Source organism: Streptomyces sp. NPDC057253 (assembly GCF_042669125.1).
Classification (GTDB): domain Bacteria; phylum Actinomycetota; class Actinomycetes; order Streptomycetales; family Streptomycetaceae; genus Streptomyces.
In genome coordinates, this window is the sequence record NZ_JBHUXV010000175.1 from 1 (window position 1) to 15,621 (window position 15,621).

The following is a 15,621-nucleotide window of genomic DNA, read 5'->3' on the forward strand; positions in this document are numbered from 1 at the left end:
CCGAACCCGCACCCGAACCCTCACACCCCCACCGAACCGCAACAGGCCGCCGCAACTGCGCAAAACCGCCCGCCCCCACCCACCCCGCAGACAAACAACCGCCCCACCGCCGGAGGCAACCGTGCAGGACGACATCACAGCCCGCGCCCACACCTGGCTCACCGAGGACCCCGACCCCGACACCCGCGAAGAGCTCGCCCGGCTCATCGAGGCCCAAGACGTCAAGGAACTCGAAGCCCGCTTCAGCGGCACCCTCCAGTTCGGCACCGCCGGCCTGCGAGGCGAACTCGGCGCGGGCCCCATGCGCATGAACCGCACGGTCGTCATCCGAGCCGCCGCCGGCCTCGCCGCGTACCTCAAGAAGCACGGCCACGAAGGCGGCCTGGTCGTCATCGGCTACGACGCCCGCCACAAGTCGAAGGACTTCGCGCGGGACACCGCCGCCGTCATGACCGGCGCCGGCCTCACCGCGGCCGTCCTCCCCCGCCCCCTCCCCACCCCCGTCCTGGCGTACGCCATAAGGCACCTGGGCGCGGTCGCCGGCGTGGAGGTCACCGCCAGCCACAACCCGCCCCGCGACAACGGCTACAAGGTCTACCTCGGCGACGGCTCCCAGATCGTCCCGCCCGCCGACGCGGAGATCGCCGCGGAGATCGAGGCGATCGGGTCCCTCCATAACGTCCCCCGCCCCGACTCCGGCTGGGAGACCCTCGACGACGCGGTCCTCGACGCCTACCTCGCCCGCACCGACGCCGTCCTCGCCGCCGGCTCCCCCCGCACCGCCCGTACCGTCTACACGGCGATGCACGGCGTCGGCAAGGACACCCTCCTCGCCGCCTTCGCCCGTGCGGGCTTCCCGACCCCCGACCTGGTCGCGGAACAGGCCGACCCGGACCCCGACTTCCCGACCGTCGCCTTCCCCAACCCGGAAGAGCCCGGCGCCATGGACCTGGCCTTCGCGAAGGCCCGCGAGACCGACCCCGACCTGATCATCGCGAACGACCCCGACGCCGACCGCTGCGCCGTGGCCGTCAAGGACAACCGCACCGAGGACAACGGCACCAAGGACAACCGCACCTGGCGCATGCTGAGCGGCGACGAGGTCGGCTCCCTCCTCGCCACCCACCTGGTGACCCGCGGAGCACAGGGCACCTTCGCCGAGTCGATCGTCTCGTCCTCCCTCCTCGGCCGGATCGCCGAGAAGGCGGGCCTCCCCTACGAGGAGACCCTCACCGGCTTCAAGTGGATCGCCCGCGTGGAGGGCCTGCGCTACGGCTACGAGGAGGCCCTCGGCTACTGCGTGGACCCCGAGGGCGTCAGGGACAAGGACGGCATCACCGCGGCCCTCCTCATCACGGAGCTCGCCTCCGAGCTGAAGGAGCGGAACCGCACGCTGACCGACCTGCTCGACGACATCGCCGTGGACCACGGTCTGCACGCCACGGACCAGCTCGCGGTCCGGGTGGAGGACCTGTCGATCATCGCCAGGGCGATGGAGCGGCTCCGCGAGCACCCGCCGACCGAGCTCGCGGGCCTGCCCGTCACCAACGCGGAGGATCTCACCCGCGGCACGGACCGGCTCCCGCCCACCGACGGCCTGCGCTACACCCTCACCGGCGCCCGGGTCGTCGTCCGCCCGAGCGGCACCGAGCCGAAGCTCAAGTGCTACCTGGAGGTGGTGATCCCGGTGGCCGGCCACGCGGACCTCCCGACGGCCCGCACCAGGGCGACCGACCTCCTGGCCGCCATCAAGCGGGACCTGTCGGCGGCAGCCGGAATCTGACGCCGCCCGGCACCCGAACCGAGGGGCGGCCCCCGTCCGGGCCGCCCCTCACCCACGTCCTCAACGCGCGGTGCGCGCCACCGTGAACCGGTCCACCTCCGCCCCCGTCGCCGCCAGCGCCCGCACGGTCAGCGTCGCCGTCCGCCCCGCCCGCGCCGGCTCCACGTCGACGCGGATGAACGAGTACCCGGTGTACCGCACCCGCGACCAGTCCACGCTCTCGGTGACCTTGCCCCCCGCACCCGTGAAGTACGTCGGCACCGCCCCGACCTCGTCCTCCTGCCCCTCGTAGCTGTCGGCCACGGGAAAGCTGTAGACGCTCTCCCCACCCGCGCCCGCGGTCACGTAGACGACACCACCCCGGGCCGGCTCATGCGTCCCCCCGATGGGCAGCTCCCGCACGGCCTTGTCCCGCACCACCGGATCCGTGCGCTCGTACACGTGGTTGTGCCCGTTGACCACGAGATCCACCTGGTGCTTCTCGTACAGCGGCACCCACTGCTCCCGCACCCCGCCCTCGGAGGCGTGCGAGCTGGTGGTGGAGTAGGCACAGTGGTGATGGAACACCACGATGAAGTCGATCCCGGGAGTCCTCCGCAGCTCCCCCAGCCGCCGGTCCAGCCACGCGGTCTGCTTCCCGTCCGTGTAACCGCGGTTCGCGGGGATCTCGTACGACACGTCATTGGCGTCGACCGAGACGACGGCCACGTTCCCGTGCACGAACGAGTACACACCCGGCGCCTTCTCCGGGTCGAAGCCGTTGCCGGGGAGCGTGAAGCGGGCCTCGTTGCCGCCGTAGCCGTTGGGCGAGTACCAGGCCTCCATGTCGTGGTTGCCGAACGCCACCATCCACGGCACCCGGCTCGCCGTCGGTTCGATCTGGGCGAGGAACTGGTCCCACTGCCGGGCGTCGTAGTTGCTGCTGTCGGCGGGCAGCCCGTGCCCGGCCTCCTCGGCGTAGCAGATGTCCCCGGCGTGCAGATGGAAGGCCGGGTTCTGGGCCTGCACGAGGGCGTTGAGGCCGATGGCGGTGTAGCTGGGGTTCTGGTCACCGAAGGCCGTGAAGGCGAAGGGCCGCCGGCTGTGCGCGTCCGGGGCGGTGGTGAAGGAGTAGACGGTGTGCGCGGCACCGGGGCGGGCCGGGTCGAAGCCGTCGTGCCCGACCCCGTAGTAGTACGTCGTCCCGGGCCGCAGGTTGTCCAGGGCCGCGTGCACGTAGTACTGGTCGATGTCGGCGCTCTTGCCGACCCCGGCCGGGGTGAACAGGTCCCGCACCTCGGCGGGGACCTTGTGGCCGAGGTCGAGCGGGCTGAGCCCGATCCGCAGGAAGGGGGCGCGGACGGGCAGTGGGACCTGCCAGGACACCCGCATCTGGGTGCGCGGGTCGGCGCCGTACGCGAGGTGCCGGCCGAACGGCGCCACGAGCGCGCCGTCGACGTGCTCGGTGGCCGGGCGGGTGACGAGGTCGGGGGTGGCGGCCCGCGCCGTGCCGCTCGCGACGAGACCGGCGGTTCCGGCTGCTCCGGCGACGGCGGTCGCCGCGAGGAGACCGCGCCGGGACAGGGACCGCCGGAGGTGCTCGTGCCGCTCCGGCATGCTCAGGGTGTCCGCGAGCCGGGCGGGGATGCCCATGCGCGGGGTGTTCAGGGGTGCGTTCATGGCCGGAGGCTGACAGCGGCCGGTGAATGGCGATTGGACTGAACCTCTGCGTTGACCCATGTACGGGTCCGTAGCACCCCATCGGGTGATTTAGAGACGGATGTTGACCTTGGTTCCGCGTCCGGCCCCACCCCCCGGGCAACGGTGGACGGGAAGCGCCCCCGAGCCAGTCCTGGAGACCCGCCACCGTGTCCTCGACCGCCCTCCGGCCGACCCCGAGCCGAGCGAACCGAGGGGCCACCGCCCCGGGCGCCCCCCGCCACCGCGTCCCGGCCCTAGCGCAGGCCCTCCTCGCCTACCTCGGCGTACGCGCCCTCGGCCTCGCGGTCCTCACCCTCTGGGCGCACCGACAGCACCACGGCGTCTGGCCGGTCCTGGCGACCCAGTGGGACGCCGAGTACTACCTCGGCATCGCCGACCATGGCTACGCCCATGTGCTCGGCGGCATGGACGGCGGCAACAACCTGGTCTTCTTCCCCCTCTACCCGGTCCTGGTCAAGGCCGTCGCCGCCGTCACCCCGGGCACCCGGGCCACCACGGGCCTGTGCCTGGCCGTCGCCGCCTCCCTGCTCGCGGCCTGGGGCGTCTTCGCGGTCGGCAATCGCCTCCACGGCCCCCGCGTGGGCGTCCTGCTGACCGTCCTGTGGGCAGCGCTCCCGGTCGGCCTGGTCCAGTGGATGGGCTACACGGAGTCCCTGTTCACGGCACTCGCGGCCTGGACCCTGTACGCCCTGCTCACCGACCGTCCCCTCACCGCGGCGTGCCTGGCGATCCTGGCCGGACTGACCCGCCCGACGGGCATCGCGGTGGCCGCCGCCGTCACCCTGACCTGCGTGCTCTCCTGGCGCCGCCCCCGCGCCCTCCTGGCGGCCGTCCTGGCCCCGCTCGGCTGGTGCGCGTACGTCGGCTGGGTGGGCCTGCGCCTGCACCGCTGGGACGGCTACTTCGCCGTACAGCGCACCTGGCGCAACGAGTTGGACGGCGGCCTGGAGACCCTGCGGCACTTCAGAAGCCTGCTGCTGTACGACCCGACACCGGAACTGTTCCTGCTCCTGGTGACGGCAACCCTGCTGGCGTCCACAGCCCTGTGGGCCCTGTCGACCCGAGACCGCCAGCCCCTCCCGCTGCTGACCTTCACAGCAGCGACCCTACTGATCGTCCTGACCAGCGGCGGCGTCTACTTCCCCCGAGCCCGCTACCTGCTCCCGGCGTTCCCCCTACTGCTCCCGATCGCCGTGCGCCTGACAAGGGCTGCGCCGCGCTGTCGCAGACTCACGCTGACCGCGGCAGTACTGAGCTCGGCGTACTGGGGCGCCTACATGGCGTTGGTGTACACAGGCCCGCCGTGAGGTTTTTCAGGGGCGCGGGGAACTGCGCGACCAGCCACATCGGACCCGCACCCGCCACACAACCCCCCGTGGCACCCCAGACCGCGTCACCCAACCGCCACCAGAATCAAAAGCAGCACCGCCCCCGCCACCGCAGGCCCCACGATCTCGTAAGCCCACCGCACGGAAACCTCCCCCTGGGAGGTCTTCGCCCGCCCCCGAGCCTCCAGCAGATCCCCCAGATCGTCCATGATCTGGTCGGTCTCAGCCCGGGTGGGCCCCTCAGGAACCGGCGTACGACCACCGAAGCCGTCCGCCTGCATCCCCCCACCGAACAGCCCCAGCCCCCGGCTCGGCCCCCGCCCGGACTCCTGCCGGGCGTTCTGCCGCGCAGCCTTCTTGCGGCCGCGCAGCGAGACCGGAATCGCCCACAGCTGGTACTTCGTGCCGGACTTGGTGAGCACCTCGTTAGAGAACCCGGAGCGCAACGTCTCGACCTCGCCCCAGGGCAGCACGATCACCCGGAACGGGTTGCGGATGCGCAGCCGGTCATGGTTGGCGTAGACGGCCGGCCGGAGGGTGAAGGCGATCACCAGCGGCACGACGAGGAGCATCGCGGCGAGGGCGAGCCACGGCGTGCTGCCGCTGCCGGAGGCGACCGCGTCGAAGCCGAGCCAGCCGATGATGACGAGAAGGAGGAAGCCGCCGATCAGCGCCATGGGTGAGCGGTAGATGCGGTCCCTGGATTCCGGGGGTGCGGACGTCATGCTCGCGATCCTAAGCGCCGCCGGTAAGAGCGTTCGTGCGGCCCCGCTCGCGTGCCACCTGGGTGACCCGACCCCCTGTACAGCCGCTACGCGCGTAGATATGCTCGTCTGGTGACCATGCCCACCACTGCATCAGCCGCACACCCGCTCACGGACGTGACCGCGTCCGACAGCACGCTGCGCCGGTTCCTTCACGGGCTGCCCGGCGTGGACGCCGTCGGTCTGGAGGCGCGTGCCGCCTCGCTCGGTACCCGTTCCATCAAGACGACCGCGAAGGCGTACGCCATCGACCTCGCCATCTCGATGGTCGACCTGACGACGCTGGAAGGCGCGGACACCCCGGGCAAGGTCCGGGCGCTCGGCGCCAAGGCGGTCCGCCCCGACCCGACCGACCGCACGACCCCCGCCACGGCCGCGGTCTGCGTCTATCCCGACATGGTGGCCGTCGCCAAGGAGGCCGTCGCCGGTTCCGGTGTGAAGGTCGCCTCCGTGGCCACCGCCTTCCCGGCCGGCCGCGCCGCCCTGCCCGTGAAGCTGGCCGACGTGCGCGACGCCGTGGCGGCCGGCGCGGACGAGGTCGACATGGTCATCGACCGCGGGGCGTTCCTCGCGGGGAACTACCTGAAGGTGTACGACGAGATCGTCGCCGTGCGCGAGACCTGCGGGACCGACGCCCGGCTCAAGGTCATCTTCGAAACCGGCGAGCTGTCGACGTACGACAACATCCGCCGCGCGAGCTGGCTCGGCATGCTGGCCGGCGCGGACTTCATCAAGACGTCCACCGGCAAGGTCGCGGTGAACGCCACTCCCGCCAACACCCTGCTGATGCTGGAGGCGGTGCGCGACTTCCGTGCGCAGACCGGCGTCCAGGTGGGTGTGAAGCCGGCCGGCGGCATCCGTACCTCGAAGGACGCGATCAAGTTTCTCGTACTGGTCAACGAGACCGCCGGCGAGGACTGGCTGGACAACCACTGGTTCCGCTTCGGCGCCTCCTCGCTCCTGAACGACCTGCTGATGCAGCGTCAGAAGCTGGCCACCGGCCGCTACTCCGGCCCCGACTACGTGACGGTGGACTGATCACCATGGCATCCGCATCCGCATTCGAGTACGCACCGGCGCCCGAGTCCCGCTCGGTCGTCGACATCGCCCCCTCCTACGGCCTGTTCATCGACGGCGAGTTCGTGGAGGCGGCCGACGGCAAGGTCTTCAAGACCGTCTCGCCGTCCACCGAGGAGGTCCTGTCCGAGATCGCCCAGGCGGGCGAGGCGGACGTCGACCGCGCGGTGGCGGCCGCCCGCAGGGCCTTCGAGAAGTGGTCGGCGCTGCCCGGCTCCGAGCGTGCCAAGTACCTGTTCCGCATCGCCCGGATCATCCAGGAGCGCTCGCGCGAACTGGCCGTCCTGGAGACCCTGGACAACGGCAAGCCCATCAAGGAGACCCGCGACGCCGACCTGCCCCTGGTCGCCGCGCACTTCTTCTACTACGCGGGCTGGGCCGACAAGCTGGAGCACGCGGGATTCGGCTCGTCGCCGAAGCCGCTCGGCGTGGCCGGCCAGGTCATCCCGTGGAACTTCCCGCTGCTGATGCTGGCGTGGAAGATCGCCCCGGCGCTGGCGACCGGCAACACCGTCGTCCTCAAGCCCGCCGAGACGACCCCCCTCTCCGCGCTCTTCTTCGCGGACATCTGCCGCCAGGCGGGCCTGCCCAAGGGTGTCGTCAACATCCTTCCGGGCTACGGCGAGACGGGCGCCACCCTCGTCGCGCACCCGGACGTCAACAAGGTCGCCTTCACCGGCTCGACGGCCGTCGGCAAGGAGATCGCGCGCACGGTCGCGGGCTCCCGCAAGAAGCTCACCCTCGAACTGGGCGGCAAGGGCGCCAACATCGTCTTCGACGACGCCCCGATCGACCAGGCCGTGGAAGGCATCGTCAACGGCATCTTCTTCAACCAGGGCCAGGTCTGCTGCGCGGGCTCGCGCCTGCTGGTCCAGGAGTCGATCCAGGACGAGCTGCTTGACTCCCTCAAGCGCCGCCTGTCCACCCTCCGACTCGGCGACCCGCTCGACAAGAACACCGACATCGGCGCGATCAACTCCGCCGAGCAGCTCGCGCGGATCACCTCACTCGTCGACCAGGGGGCGGCCGAGGGCGCCGAGCCCTGGTCCCCGGAGTGCGAACTCCCGTCCTCTGGCTACTGGTTCGCCCCGACGCTCTTCACCAACGTCACCCAGGCGCACACCATCGCGCGGGACGAGATCTTCGGCCCGGTGCTGTCGGTCCTGACCTTCCGTACGCCCGACGAGGCGGTCGCCAAGGCGAACAACACCCAGTACGGCCTGTCGGCGGGCATCTGGACCGAGAAGGGCTCGCGCATCCTGGCGGTCGCGAACAAGCTCCGGGCCGGGGTCGTCTGGTCCAACACGTTCAACAAGTTCGACCCGACCTCGCCCTTCGGCGGCTACAAGGAGTCGGGCTTCGGCCGCGAGGGCGGTCGCCACGGCCTGGAGGCATACCTCGATGTCTGACCGTTTGAGTGTCTTCAAGACCTACAAGCTGTACGTCGGCGGGAAGTTCCCGCGTTCCGAGAGCGGCCGGGTGTACGAGGTGACCGACGCAAAGGGCAACTGGCTGGCGAACGCGCCCCTTTCGTCCCGCAAGGACGCCCGTGACGCGGTGGTCGCCGCGCGCAAGGCGTTCGGCGGCTGGGCGGGCGCGACGGCGTACAACCGCGGTCAGATCCTGTACCGCGTCGCCGAGATGCTGGAGGGCCGCAAGGCACAGTTCGTGCGCGAGGTGGCCGAGGCGGAGGGCCTGTCGAAGTCCAAGGCGGCCGACCAGGTCGACGCGACGATCGACCGCTGGGTCTGGTACGCGGGCTGGACCGACAAGATCGCCCAGGTGATCGGCGGCGCGAACCCGGTGGCGGGCCCGTACTTCAACCTGTCGAGCCCGGAGCCGACGGGAGTCGTGACGGTCCTCGCCCCCCAGGAGTCGTCCTTCCTGGGCCTGGTCTCGGTCGTCGCCCCGGTCATCGCGACCGGCAACACGGCGATCGTGATCGCGAGCGAGAAGTCCCCGCTCCCCGCCCTGTCCCTGGGCGAGGTCCTGGCCACCTCGGACGTCCCCGGCGGTGTCGTGAACATCCTGTCCGGCCGTACGGCGGAGATCGCGCCGCCGCTGGCCTCCCACCAGGACGTCAACGCGATCGACCTGGCCGGCGCCGACGACGTACTGGCGAAGGAACTGGAGATCGCCGCGGCGGACAACCTGAAGCGGGTCCTGCGTCCACAGCCTGTGGACAACTGGACGGAACCTCCGGGCATCGACCGCCTGACGGCCTTCCTGGAGACGAAGACGGTCTGGCATCCGACGGGTTCACTGGGCGCGTCGGGTTCGGCGTACTGAAGACAGCGGCCGCAGGCCGCGTCTTCAGGGGCGCGGGGAACTGCGCGACCAGCCAGGACGCACCCGCACCCGGCAACGGCCCGTAGCTCCCCGACGCCGCCCGCCCCCAACGAACGTCACCCGTTGCCGAGCAGCCCCGCCACCTGCCCCACCACCGGCAACGACCCGATCGACTGCGCCTGGGCCACCGGCCCGGTGAGTGCCTGCGTGGCCAGCGGCTGGAAGTCGGCGAGCTGTGTGCCGACCCCGTTGTCCAGCGGGTCGACGCCCGTGCCCGCCAGGGGGTTCGGCTTGAGCCCGGCCACCGGCCCGGTGACGTAGCCGACCGTCGACGTGAGGCCCTGGAGCCCGGACTGCGGGTCGATCTTGCCCAGCGAGGTCGGCCGGGTCCGGACCACGTCGACGACGGGCTCGCCACTCGCGGCGGACGCCACACCCGCGCCGGCGCCGAGCGCCACTCCCGCGGTCGCCAGGGCCACCAGCGCCCGCTGGGCGGTCGGGTTCTCATATCGGGCCATCGTTGCTGCCACCTTCTCCGTACGGCGGGTAATCAAGTCGGCACGAAGGGTAGTTGAAGTGTGACGCACGCTTCAAAGCCGACCCGCGGGGTCGATGAACAGCAGGTGAATGCCTCACACTGGTGTCCCGTGAGCTCCCAACCGCCCATACCGACGCGAGTCGTGCTGCTCTGCGGCCCCTCCGGCTCCGGCAAGTCCCTCCTCTCGGCCCGGTCCGGACTTCCGGTCCTCAGGCTCGACGACTTCTACAAGGAGGGCACCGACCCCACGCTGCCGCTGGTGGCGGGGAGCTCCGACATCGACTGGGACCACCCCGGGTCCTGGGACGCGGACACCGCGGTGGCGGCGATCATGGACCTGTGCCGCACGGGCCGTACACGAATCCCCGTCTACGACATCTCGCTGAGCGCCCGCACCGGCGAGAAAGCGGTCGAGATGGGCCGCACCCCGCTGTTCATCGCGGAGGGCGTCTTCGCCGCCGAGATCGTCACGCGCTGCCGGGAGCTCGGCGTGCTGGCCGACGCACTGTGTCTGAGCCGGGGCCCGGTGCGCACCTTCCGCCGCCGCTTCCTGCGCGACCTCCGGGAGGGCCGCAAGTCGGTCCCCTTCCTCCTGCGGCGCGGCTGGCGGCTGATGCGGCTGGAGCGCTCGATCGTCGCCCGCCAGAGCGCCCTCGGCGCCCACCCCTGCGACAAGGACGAGGCCCTGGCCCGTCTCACCGCAGCGGCGGCGGACCCCCGCCCGGCGGCGACTCCGGCGGTCTGAACGCAAGCGGCGCCTTCTCCGTCGTAGGACCGGAAAACGGTCCCTCGGAAAGGAAGCCGATGACAACTGCCCTGCGGGTCCTCGCGTTCGTCCTCCTCGCGGCCGTCGCCGGCTGCGGACCGGCCGAAGAGCACGGTCAGGCAGCCTCCTCCTGTGCGGGTGCGGTGCGGTACGGGAACCGTGTCTATCTGCCCGCCGGAGAGATCGCCTTCACCGTGGGCGAGCGGCTGGGTACCGCCGAGATCCCGGAGTGCGACGACACCCCGGGCGACTCCGAGGTGGCGATCCCGCACGGCACGACCGGCGCGTACGCCGTCGAGGGGCGCAAGCCCGCCGAGGCCATCGCGGTCGGTGACACGGCCGCCGGGGCGAGGCTGATGGAGGTCGGCTGAGCGCGCACGAAGAAGCGGGACTGGACGGACCCCCCGGCCCTCCAGTCCCGCTTCCTCGGTGCTTCCCCGCTGTCCCCCGCCCGGGTACCGGCCCCCCAGCCGATACCCGGTCCCCCCAGTTGTGGTGCTCTCCCCCGATGGTGGTGCTTCCCCCCGAACCCTCAGGCGACGAGCTCCCCGAAGGCGTTCTCCTCGTCACGGCCGAAGCTGAGGACCTCGTCCTCGCGCAGCCGGCGGAGCGACCGCCAGATGCTGGACTTCACCGTGCCGACACTGATGTCGAGGATCTCCGCGATCTCCGGGTCGGTGCGGCCCTCGTAGTAACGCAGGACCAGCATCGTGCGCTGGAGTTCGGGGAGCCGGGCGAGCGCCTGCCACAGGACCGCGCGCAGTTCGGTGCCGCGCATCGCGTCCGTGTCGCCGGGCGTCTCCGGCAGTTCCTCGGTCGGGTACTCGTTCAGCTTGCGGCGGCGCCACGCGCTGATGTGCAGGTTCGTCATGGTGCGGCGGAGGTAGCCCCCGACCGCGGCCTTGTCGCTGATCCGGTCCCACGCCTTGTACGTCGAGAACAGCGCGCTCTGGAGCAGGTCCTCGGCCTCGAAGCGGTCACCGGTCAGGTGGTAGGCGGTGGCGTACAGGGAGGCGCGGCGCTCCTGGACGTAGGCGGTGAACTCCGCCTCCGACAGCGAACGACGCTCCCCCGTGTCCTCCCTGTACGACGATCCCCCGTGCGCTTCCCCCGTGAAGGTGTCAACCACCGACATGTACGTCGTGTGCTGACGCCCGGTGCCGCGAGCGCACCCCCGCCCGCTTGCGGCACCGGACTTCTCTGAACCCCGGCCCCCGTTCACGTCGTGGAGACGCGTGATCACTGCGCCAGTGCTGTTGCTGTGCAGCGTGTTCATCTCGCGCCCCCCGTCGTGGACTTCCGGTGTTCGGTCGTTCCGGGCGGTACTTCCTTGCCCGTGCCGAGAAGCTTGCCCTCGCACCTTCATGGCCGTGTCCGCCGACTGTCACAGACCTGTCACAGGGCCCCGTCGCAGGAATCGCACAGGACGGGCACAGAGAGCAGCGGTATGCGCACGCAGGTGTACAGGTGTCGATACCCGACCGTGCCATGGGCCAGAATGAGCCCGTGCCTTCCCTGTTGCTGATCGAGGACGACGACGCCATCCGTACGGCCCTGGAGCTGAGCCTCACGCGCCAGGGTCACCGGGTTGCCACCGCTGCCACCGGTGAGGACGGCCTGAAGCTGCTGCGTGAGCAGCGGCCGGACCTGATCGTGCTGGACGTGATGCTGCCCGGCATCGACGGGTTCGAGGTGTGCCGGCGCATCCGGCGCACCGACCAGCTGCCGATCATCCTGCTGACCGCCCGCAGCGACGACATCGACGTGGTGGTCGGGCTGGAGTCCGGCGCCGACGACTACGTGGTCAAGCCGATCCAGGGGCGGGTCCTCGACGCCCGGATCCGGGCCGTGCTGCGCCGCGGCGAACGCGAGTCGACCGACGCGGCGAGCTTCGGGTCCCTGGTCATCGACCGTGCGGCCATGACCGTCACGAAGAACGGCGAGGACCTCCAGCTCACGCCCACCGAGCTGCGGCTGCTCCTGGAGCTGAGCCGGCGGCCCGGACAGGCGCTGTCCCGGCAGCAGTTGCTGCGGCTGGTGTGGGAGCACGACTACCTCGGTGACTCGCGCCTGGTGGACGCCTGTGTGCAGCGGCTGCGCGCCAAGGTCGAGGATGTGCCGTCGTCCCCGACGCTGATCCGGACCGTGCGGGGCGTGGGCTACCGGCTGGACACGCCTCAGTGACCGAAGCGCAAGGGGGGCTCCGCGGCTGGTTCGCGGCTCGTAAGGGTGCCTGGTCACGGCTGCGTTTCACCAGTCTGCGGCTGCGGCTCGTCGTGGTGTTCGGGCTGGTGGCGCTGACCGCGGCGGTCTCCGCGTCCGGGATCGCCTACTGGCTCAACCGCGAGGCGGTGCTCACCCGCGCCCAGGACGCGGTGCTGCGGGACTTCCAGCAGGAGATGCAGAACCGCGCGGGCGCGCTGCCCGCGGACCCCACGCAGGACGAACTCCAGCAGGCGGCGGGGCAGATGGCGGGCAGCAGCCAGCGCTTCAGCGTGCTGCTGGTCGCCGACGACGTGAACGGCAAGACGGTGTACGGCAATTCGGGCGCGCTGGACGGCTTCACGCTCCAGGACGTGCCGGTGTCGCTGCGCGAGGCGGTGAACGAGAAGCAGACGGTCGACTCCGCCAACAAATACGCCTACCACCTGTACTGGCAGCGGATCGTCGACCATGACACGCCGTATCTGGTCGCCGGTACGCGGGTGATCGGCGGTGGTCCGACCGGCTACATGCTCAAGTCCCTGGAGCCGGAGGCCAAGGACCTCAACTCCCTGGCCTGGTCGCTGGGGATCGCCACCGGGCTCGCCCTGATCGGCTCCGCGCTGCTCGCGCAGGCCGCCGCCACGACCGTACTGAAGCCGGTGCACCGGCTCGGGGTCGCCGCCCGGCGGCTCGGCGAGGGCCGGCTCGACACCCGGCTCCGGGTGTCGGGCACCGACGAACTCGCGGACCTGTCACGGACGTTCAACTACGCGGCCGAGGCGCTGGAGAAACGGGTCGACGACATGGCCGCCCGGGACGAGGCCTCGCGCCGCTTCGTGGCGGACATGAGCCATGAGCTGCGGACTCCGCTCACCGCGATCACCGCCGTGACGGAGATCCTGGAGGAGGAGCTGGAGGCGGAGTCCGGCTCGATCGACCCGATGATCGAACCGGCGGTCCGGCTGGTGGTCAGCGAGACCCGCCGGCTCAACGACCTGGTCGAGAACCTGATGGAGGTCACCCGCTTCGACGCGGGCACGGCCCGGCTGGTCCTCGACGACGTCGACGTGGCCGACCAGATCACGGCGTGCATCGACGCGCGCGCGTGGCTGGACGCGGTGGAGCTGGACGCCGAGCGCGGTATCCACGCCCGCCTGGACCCGCGGCGCCTGGACGTCATCCTGGCCAACCTCATCGGCAACGCGCTCAAGCACGGCGGGTCCCCGGTGCGGGTGGCCGTGCGGGCCGCGGACGACGAGGTGGTCATCCGGGTCCGGGACCACGGCCCCGGCATCCCCGAGGACGTCCTGCCGCACGTCTTCGACCGCTTCTACAAGGCCAGCGCCTCCCGCCCCCGCTCCGAGGGCAGCGGCCTCGGCCTCTCCATCGCCATGGAGAACGCCCACATCCACGGCGGCGAGATCACCGCGGCCAACTCCCCCGACGGCGGCGCCGTGTTCACCCTCCACCTCCCCCGCGACGCGTCGTCCTTGGCGGACCAGCTGACAGAGGTCAAGAAGGACGACGCCGGGGCGACGAAGGGGGACGTGTGATGACCACGCAGCGGCGGGGGTGGGTCGGGGGAGCGTCCCGAGCGCGGCGGACGGTCGGGCTGGCGCTGCTCGCCGTGCTGGCCGCCGGGTGTGGGATTCGGTCGACCGAGGTGCCTACCGACTTCGGGCCCGCGCCCTCGCGGGTGCGGTGTTCGTTGTCGGAGTCGGGGGCGGCGCAGGCGTCCGGGGGGCTGGCCGTGCAGGTGTTCCTGCTGTGCGGGTCGTCGCTGGTGGCCGTGGACCGGACCGTACGGGTGCCGGACGGCACCAGGGACTCCGAGCGGCGGGTGCTGGTCGCGCAGGGGCTCCTCGACCAGCTCGCCGAGGCCCCGTCGGCCGCCGAGCGGGAGGCCGGGTACCAGACGTACGTCCGCGGCGGCACGACCGTCAGCGGACCCCGCCCCAAGGACCCCGAGGACACGCTCCGGCTGAGCACCCCGCCCACCGAGCTCTCCCCCTACGCCCTCGCCCAGCTCGTGTGCACGTTCTCCGACTCGGCCGCGGCCGAGGGCGACGGCTCCGTCATCCTCGGCGGCCCCACCACCGCCCCCCTGCGCCGCTACGACTGCACGGACAAGGTCCGCTCCCAGCCGAGCAGCAACCAGCCGCCGTCGAGCGAGGTGACGGGCGGCTGACGGGGGTCCGACCACCACGTGTGGCGCAGACCTCACCCAGGTACCTCGGGGTCTTCCGGAACCGATCGTGCCGAGCGCGGCGTCTAGGGGGTCGTGCAGCAAGGCTTCATCGGCGGCAATGCCGCCCTTCGCGTCCGTGTGGCAGGAGGTGTCCTCCTCGTCGCACACCTCGCGTTCGTCGCCTGGTACACGTTGCGGCCACTGGACGTCCCCTGGGTCGTCCCCGCCAACCTGCACCCCCTGGCCGGCATCCGCGCCGACCTCGCCCTCGGCTGGCAGGAGGCGGCCCGCCGGATCGGCGCGGGGCTCGCCCTGCTCGCCCCGCTCGGCTTCCTGATCCCGATGGCGCACGGCAGGCTCTGGGCGTCCACGCTGGGCTCCCTGGTCCGTACGTCCGCCGCGGGCGCCCTGATCTCCCTGGGCATCGCGCTGCTCCAGACCGGTGTCCCCGGCCAGGTCGTCGACATCGACTCGCTGCTCCTGAACACCGCGGGGGTGGCGCTCGCGCACCTCGCGGTCGTGCCGGCGGCCCGCCACTGGCTCCGCCGCGGCACAAGGCGCGGCCCGCGGCCCTCCGTCCGCCAGGAGGAGCCGGCTCAGGGTAGGACCCCGACGATTCCCAGGGTCGGGATCGCACCGTAGAGCGACGCTTTGTGTGTTTCGTCTCCGTAGCGTGGACAGCAGATGGAGAGGGTCACTCGGACCCCCCACCCGACGCTCGCGAAGGAGCCGCAATGTCCCGCCTCGCCCGCCCCACCAACGGCCGCATGATCGGCGGAGTGTGTGCCGCGCTGGCACGGCGCTTCGGCACCTCCGCGACCACCATGCGCGTGATCTTCCTGGTCTCCTGCCTGCTCCCGGGCCCGCAGTTCCTGCTCTACATCGCGCTGTGGATCCTGTTCCCCTCGGAGGAGAAGGCGCAGGCCGCCTGGTAACACCCCGTGCGCACGTACGCCGGTGGGGCGCACCCCGAGTCCAGGGG

The 15,621-nt window shown here is 71.4% G+C and carries 16 protein-coding genes; 12 read left to right on the forward strand and 4 right to left on the reverse strand.

Annotation, left to right across the window (positions count from 1 at the left end):
- Positions 1 to 121: 121 nt before the first annotated feature.
- On the forward strand, positions 122 to 1,783 hold the full coding sequence (locus ACFULQ_RS44980; RefSeq protein ID WP_383556411.1) for a phospho-sugar mutase: 1,662 nt from the start codon (positions 122 to 124) through the stop codon (positions 1,781 to 1,783).
- Between the two features lie 60 nt (positions 1,784 to 1,843).
- On the opposite strand, the gene ACFULQ_RS44985 is transcribed toward ACFULQ_RS44980, so the two are convergent.
- Positions 1,844 to 3,415, reverse strand: coding sequence for a purple acid phosphatase family protein (locus ACFULQ_RS44985; RefSeq protein ID WP_383556441.1), 1,572 nt, complete (start codon positions 3,413 to 3,415; stop codon positions 1,844 to 1,846).
- 215 nt (positions 3,416 to 3,630) lie between these two features.
- Between ACFULQ_RS44985 and ACFULQ_RS44990 the strand changes: the two genes are divergently transcribed.
- Entirely contained in the window at positions 3,631 to 4,791 is a 1,161-nt protein-coding gene (locus ACFULQ_RS44990) for a hypothetical protein (protein WP_383556414.1), read from the forward strand.
- An 86-nt stretch (positions 4,792 to 4,877) separates the two neighbouring features.
- Here the strand turns inward: ACFULQ_RS44990 and ACFULQ_RS44995 are convergent, their stop codons facing one another.
- The gene (locus tag ACFULQ_RS44995) at positions 4,878 to 5,537 is read right to left on the reverse strand and encodes a PH domain-containing protein (RefSeq protein WP_383556416.1); all 660 of its coding nucleotides are present in this window, start codon (positions 5,535 to 5,537) and stop codon (positions 4,878 to 4,880) included.
- 117 nt (positions 5,538 to 5,654) lie between these two features.
- On the opposite strand from ACFULQ_RS44995, the gene deoC reads away from it, so the two are divergent.
- Genes deoC through ACFULQ_RS45010 form a run of 3 tightly spaced genes read left to right on the forward strand, consistent with a single transcriptional unit; the run spans position 5,655 to position 8,942 of the window.
- Positions 5,655 to 6,614 carry a deoxyribose-phosphate aldolase gene (gene deoC, locus ACFULQ_RS45000; protein WP_383556444.1) on the forward strand — a complete coding sequence of 320 codons (960 nt, stop codon included), beginning with the start codon at positions 5,655 to 5,657 and terminating at the stop codon, positions 6,612 to 6,614.
- A 5-nt stretch (positions 6,615 to 6,619) separates the two neighbouring features.
- Positions 6,620 to 8,062 (forward strand): aldehyde dehydrogenase family protein, encoded by a 1,443-nt coding sequence (locus ACFULQ_RS45005; RefSeq protein ID WP_383556419.1) that lies wholly within the window; start codon positions 6,620 to 6,622, stop codon positions 8,060 to 8,062.
- Positions 8,055 to 8,942: an aldehyde dehydrogenase family protein gene (locus tag ACFULQ_RS45010; protein ID WP_383556421.1), complete on the forward strand. Its 888-nt coding sequence runs from the start codon at positions 8,055 to 8,057 to the stop codon at positions 8,940 to 8,942. The genes ACFULQ_RS45005 and ACFULQ_RS45010 overlap by 8 nt, the downstream gene beginning before the upstream one ends.
- A gap of 116 nt (positions 8,943 to 9,058) precedes the next feature.
- On the opposite strand, the gene ACFULQ_RS45015 is transcribed toward ACFULQ_RS45010, so the two are convergent.
- Complete coding sequence (locus ACFULQ_RS45015) at positions 9,059 to 9,460, reverse strand: hypothetical protein (protein ID WP_383556424.1); 402 nt, start codon at positions 9,458 to 9,460, stop codon at positions 9,059 to 9,061.
- A gap of 60 nt (positions 9,461 to 9,520) precedes the next feature.
- On the opposite strand from ACFULQ_RS45015, the gene ACFULQ_RS45020 reads away from it, so the two are divergent.
- Positions 9,521 to 10,225 (forward strand): uridine kinase, encoded by a 705-nt coding sequence (locus tag ACFULQ_RS45020; RefSeq protein ID WP_383556427.1) that lies wholly within the window; start codon positions 9,521 to 9,523, stop codon positions 10,223 to 10,225.
- Between the two features lie 59 nt (positions 10,226 to 10,284).
- Positions 10,285 to 10,617, forward strand: coding sequence for a DUF6281 family protein (locus ACFULQ_RS45025; protein ID WP_383556430.1), 333 nt, complete (start codon positions 10,285 to 10,287; stop codon positions 10,615 to 10,617).
- 161 nt (positions 10,618 to 10,778) lie between these two features.
- Here ACFULQ_RS45025 and ACFULQ_RS45030 read toward each other — a convergent pair whose 3' ends face one another.
- On the reverse strand, positions 10,779 to 11,522 hold the full coding sequence (locus ACFULQ_RS45030; protein WP_383556431.1) for a SigE family RNA polymerase sigma factor: 744 nt from the start codon (positions 11,520 to 11,522) through the stop codon (positions 10,779 to 10,781).
- A gap of 230 nt (positions 11,523 to 11,752) precedes the next feature.
- On the opposite strand from ACFULQ_RS45030, the gene afsQ1 reads away from it, so the two are divergent.
- The 5 genes from afsQ1 (at position 11,753) to ACFULQ_RS45055 (ending at position 15,574) form a co-directional block, all read left to right on the forward strand.
- Positions 11,753 to 12,430, forward strand: a complete 678-nt coding sequence (gene afsQ1, locus ACFULQ_RS45035) for a two-component system response regulator AfsQ1 (RefSeq protein WP_020141253.1) — start codon at positions 11,753 to 11,755, stop codon at positions 12,428 to 12,430.
- Positions 12,427 to 14,004: an ATP-binding protein gene (locus tag ACFULQ_RS45040; protein ID WP_383556434.1), complete on the forward strand. Its 1,578-nt coding sequence runs from the start codon at positions 12,427 to 12,429 to the stop codon at positions 14,002 to 14,004. The genes afsQ1 and ACFULQ_RS45040 overlap by 4 nt, the downstream gene beginning before the upstream one ends.
- On the forward strand, positions 14,004 to 14,639 hold the full coding sequence (locus ACFULQ_RS45045; protein WP_383556436.1) for a hypothetical protein: 636 nt from the start codon (positions 14,004 to 14,006) through the stop codon (positions 14,637 to 14,639). The genes ACFULQ_RS45040 and ACFULQ_RS45045 overlap by 1 nt, the downstream gene beginning before the upstream one ends.
- 93 nt (positions 14,640 to 14,732) lie before the next feature.
- Entirely contained in the window at positions 14,733 to 15,281 is a 549-nt protein-coding gene (locus ACFULQ_RS45050; protein WP_383556439.1) for a VanZ family protein, read from the forward strand.
- A gap of 92 nt (positions 15,282 to 15,373) precedes the next feature.
- The gene (locus ACFULQ_RS45055; protein WP_037718826.1) at positions 15,374 to 15,574 is read left to right on the forward strand and encodes a PspC domain-containing protein; all 201 of its coding nucleotides are present in this window, start codon (positions 15,374 to 15,376) and stop codon (positions 15,572 to 15,574) included.
- The last annotated feature ends 47 nt before the right edge of the window (positions 15,575 to 15,621 follow it).

What these genes read in the sequence shown, in the direction of transcription:
- ACFULQ_RS44985 (WP_383556441.1), bottom strand. Translation starts at nt 3,415, where the DNA reads ATGGGCATCCCCGCCCGGCTCGCGGACACCCTGAGCATGCCGGAGCGG.
- ACFULQ_RS44995 (WP_383556416.1), bottom strand. Translation starts at nt 5,537, where the DNA reads ATGACGTCCGCACCCCCGGAATCCAGGGACCGCATCTACCGCTCACCC.
- deoC (WP_383556444.1), top strand. Translation starts at nt 5,655, where the DNA reads ATGCCCACCACTGCATCAGCCGCACACCCGCTCACGGACGTGACCGCG.
- ACFULQ_RS45005 (WP_383556419.1), top strand. Translation starts at nt 6,620, where the DNA reads ATGGCATCCGCATCCGCATTCGAGTACGCACCGGCGCCCGAGTCCCGC.
- ACFULQ_RS45010 (WP_383556421.1), top strand. Translation starts at nt 8,055, where the DNA reads ATGTCTGACCGTTTGAGTGTCTTCAAGACCTACAAGCTGTACGTCGGC.
- ACFULQ_RS45015 (WP_383556424.1), bottom strand. Translation starts at nt 9,460, where the DNA reads ATGGCCCGATATGAGAACCCGACCGCCCAGCGGGCGCTGGTGGCCCTG.
- ACFULQ_RS45025 (WP_383556430.1), top strand. Translation starts at nt 10,285, where the DNA reads ATGACAACTGCCCTGCGGGTCCTCGCGTTCGTCCTCCTCGCGGCCGTC.
- ACFULQ_RS45030 (WP_383556431.1), bottom strand. Translation starts at nt 11,522, where the DNA reads ATGAACACGCTGCACAGCAACAGCACTGGCGCAGTGATCACGCGTCTC.
- ACFULQ_RS45045 (WP_383556436.1), top strand. Translation starts at nt 14,004, where the DNA reads ATGACCACGCAGCGGCGGGGGTGGGTCGGGGGAGCGTCCCGAGCGCGG.
- ACFULQ_RS45055 (WP_037718826.1), top strand. Translation starts at nt 15,374, where the DNA reads ATGTCCCGCCTCGCCCGCCCCACCAACGGCCGCATGATCGGCGGAGTG.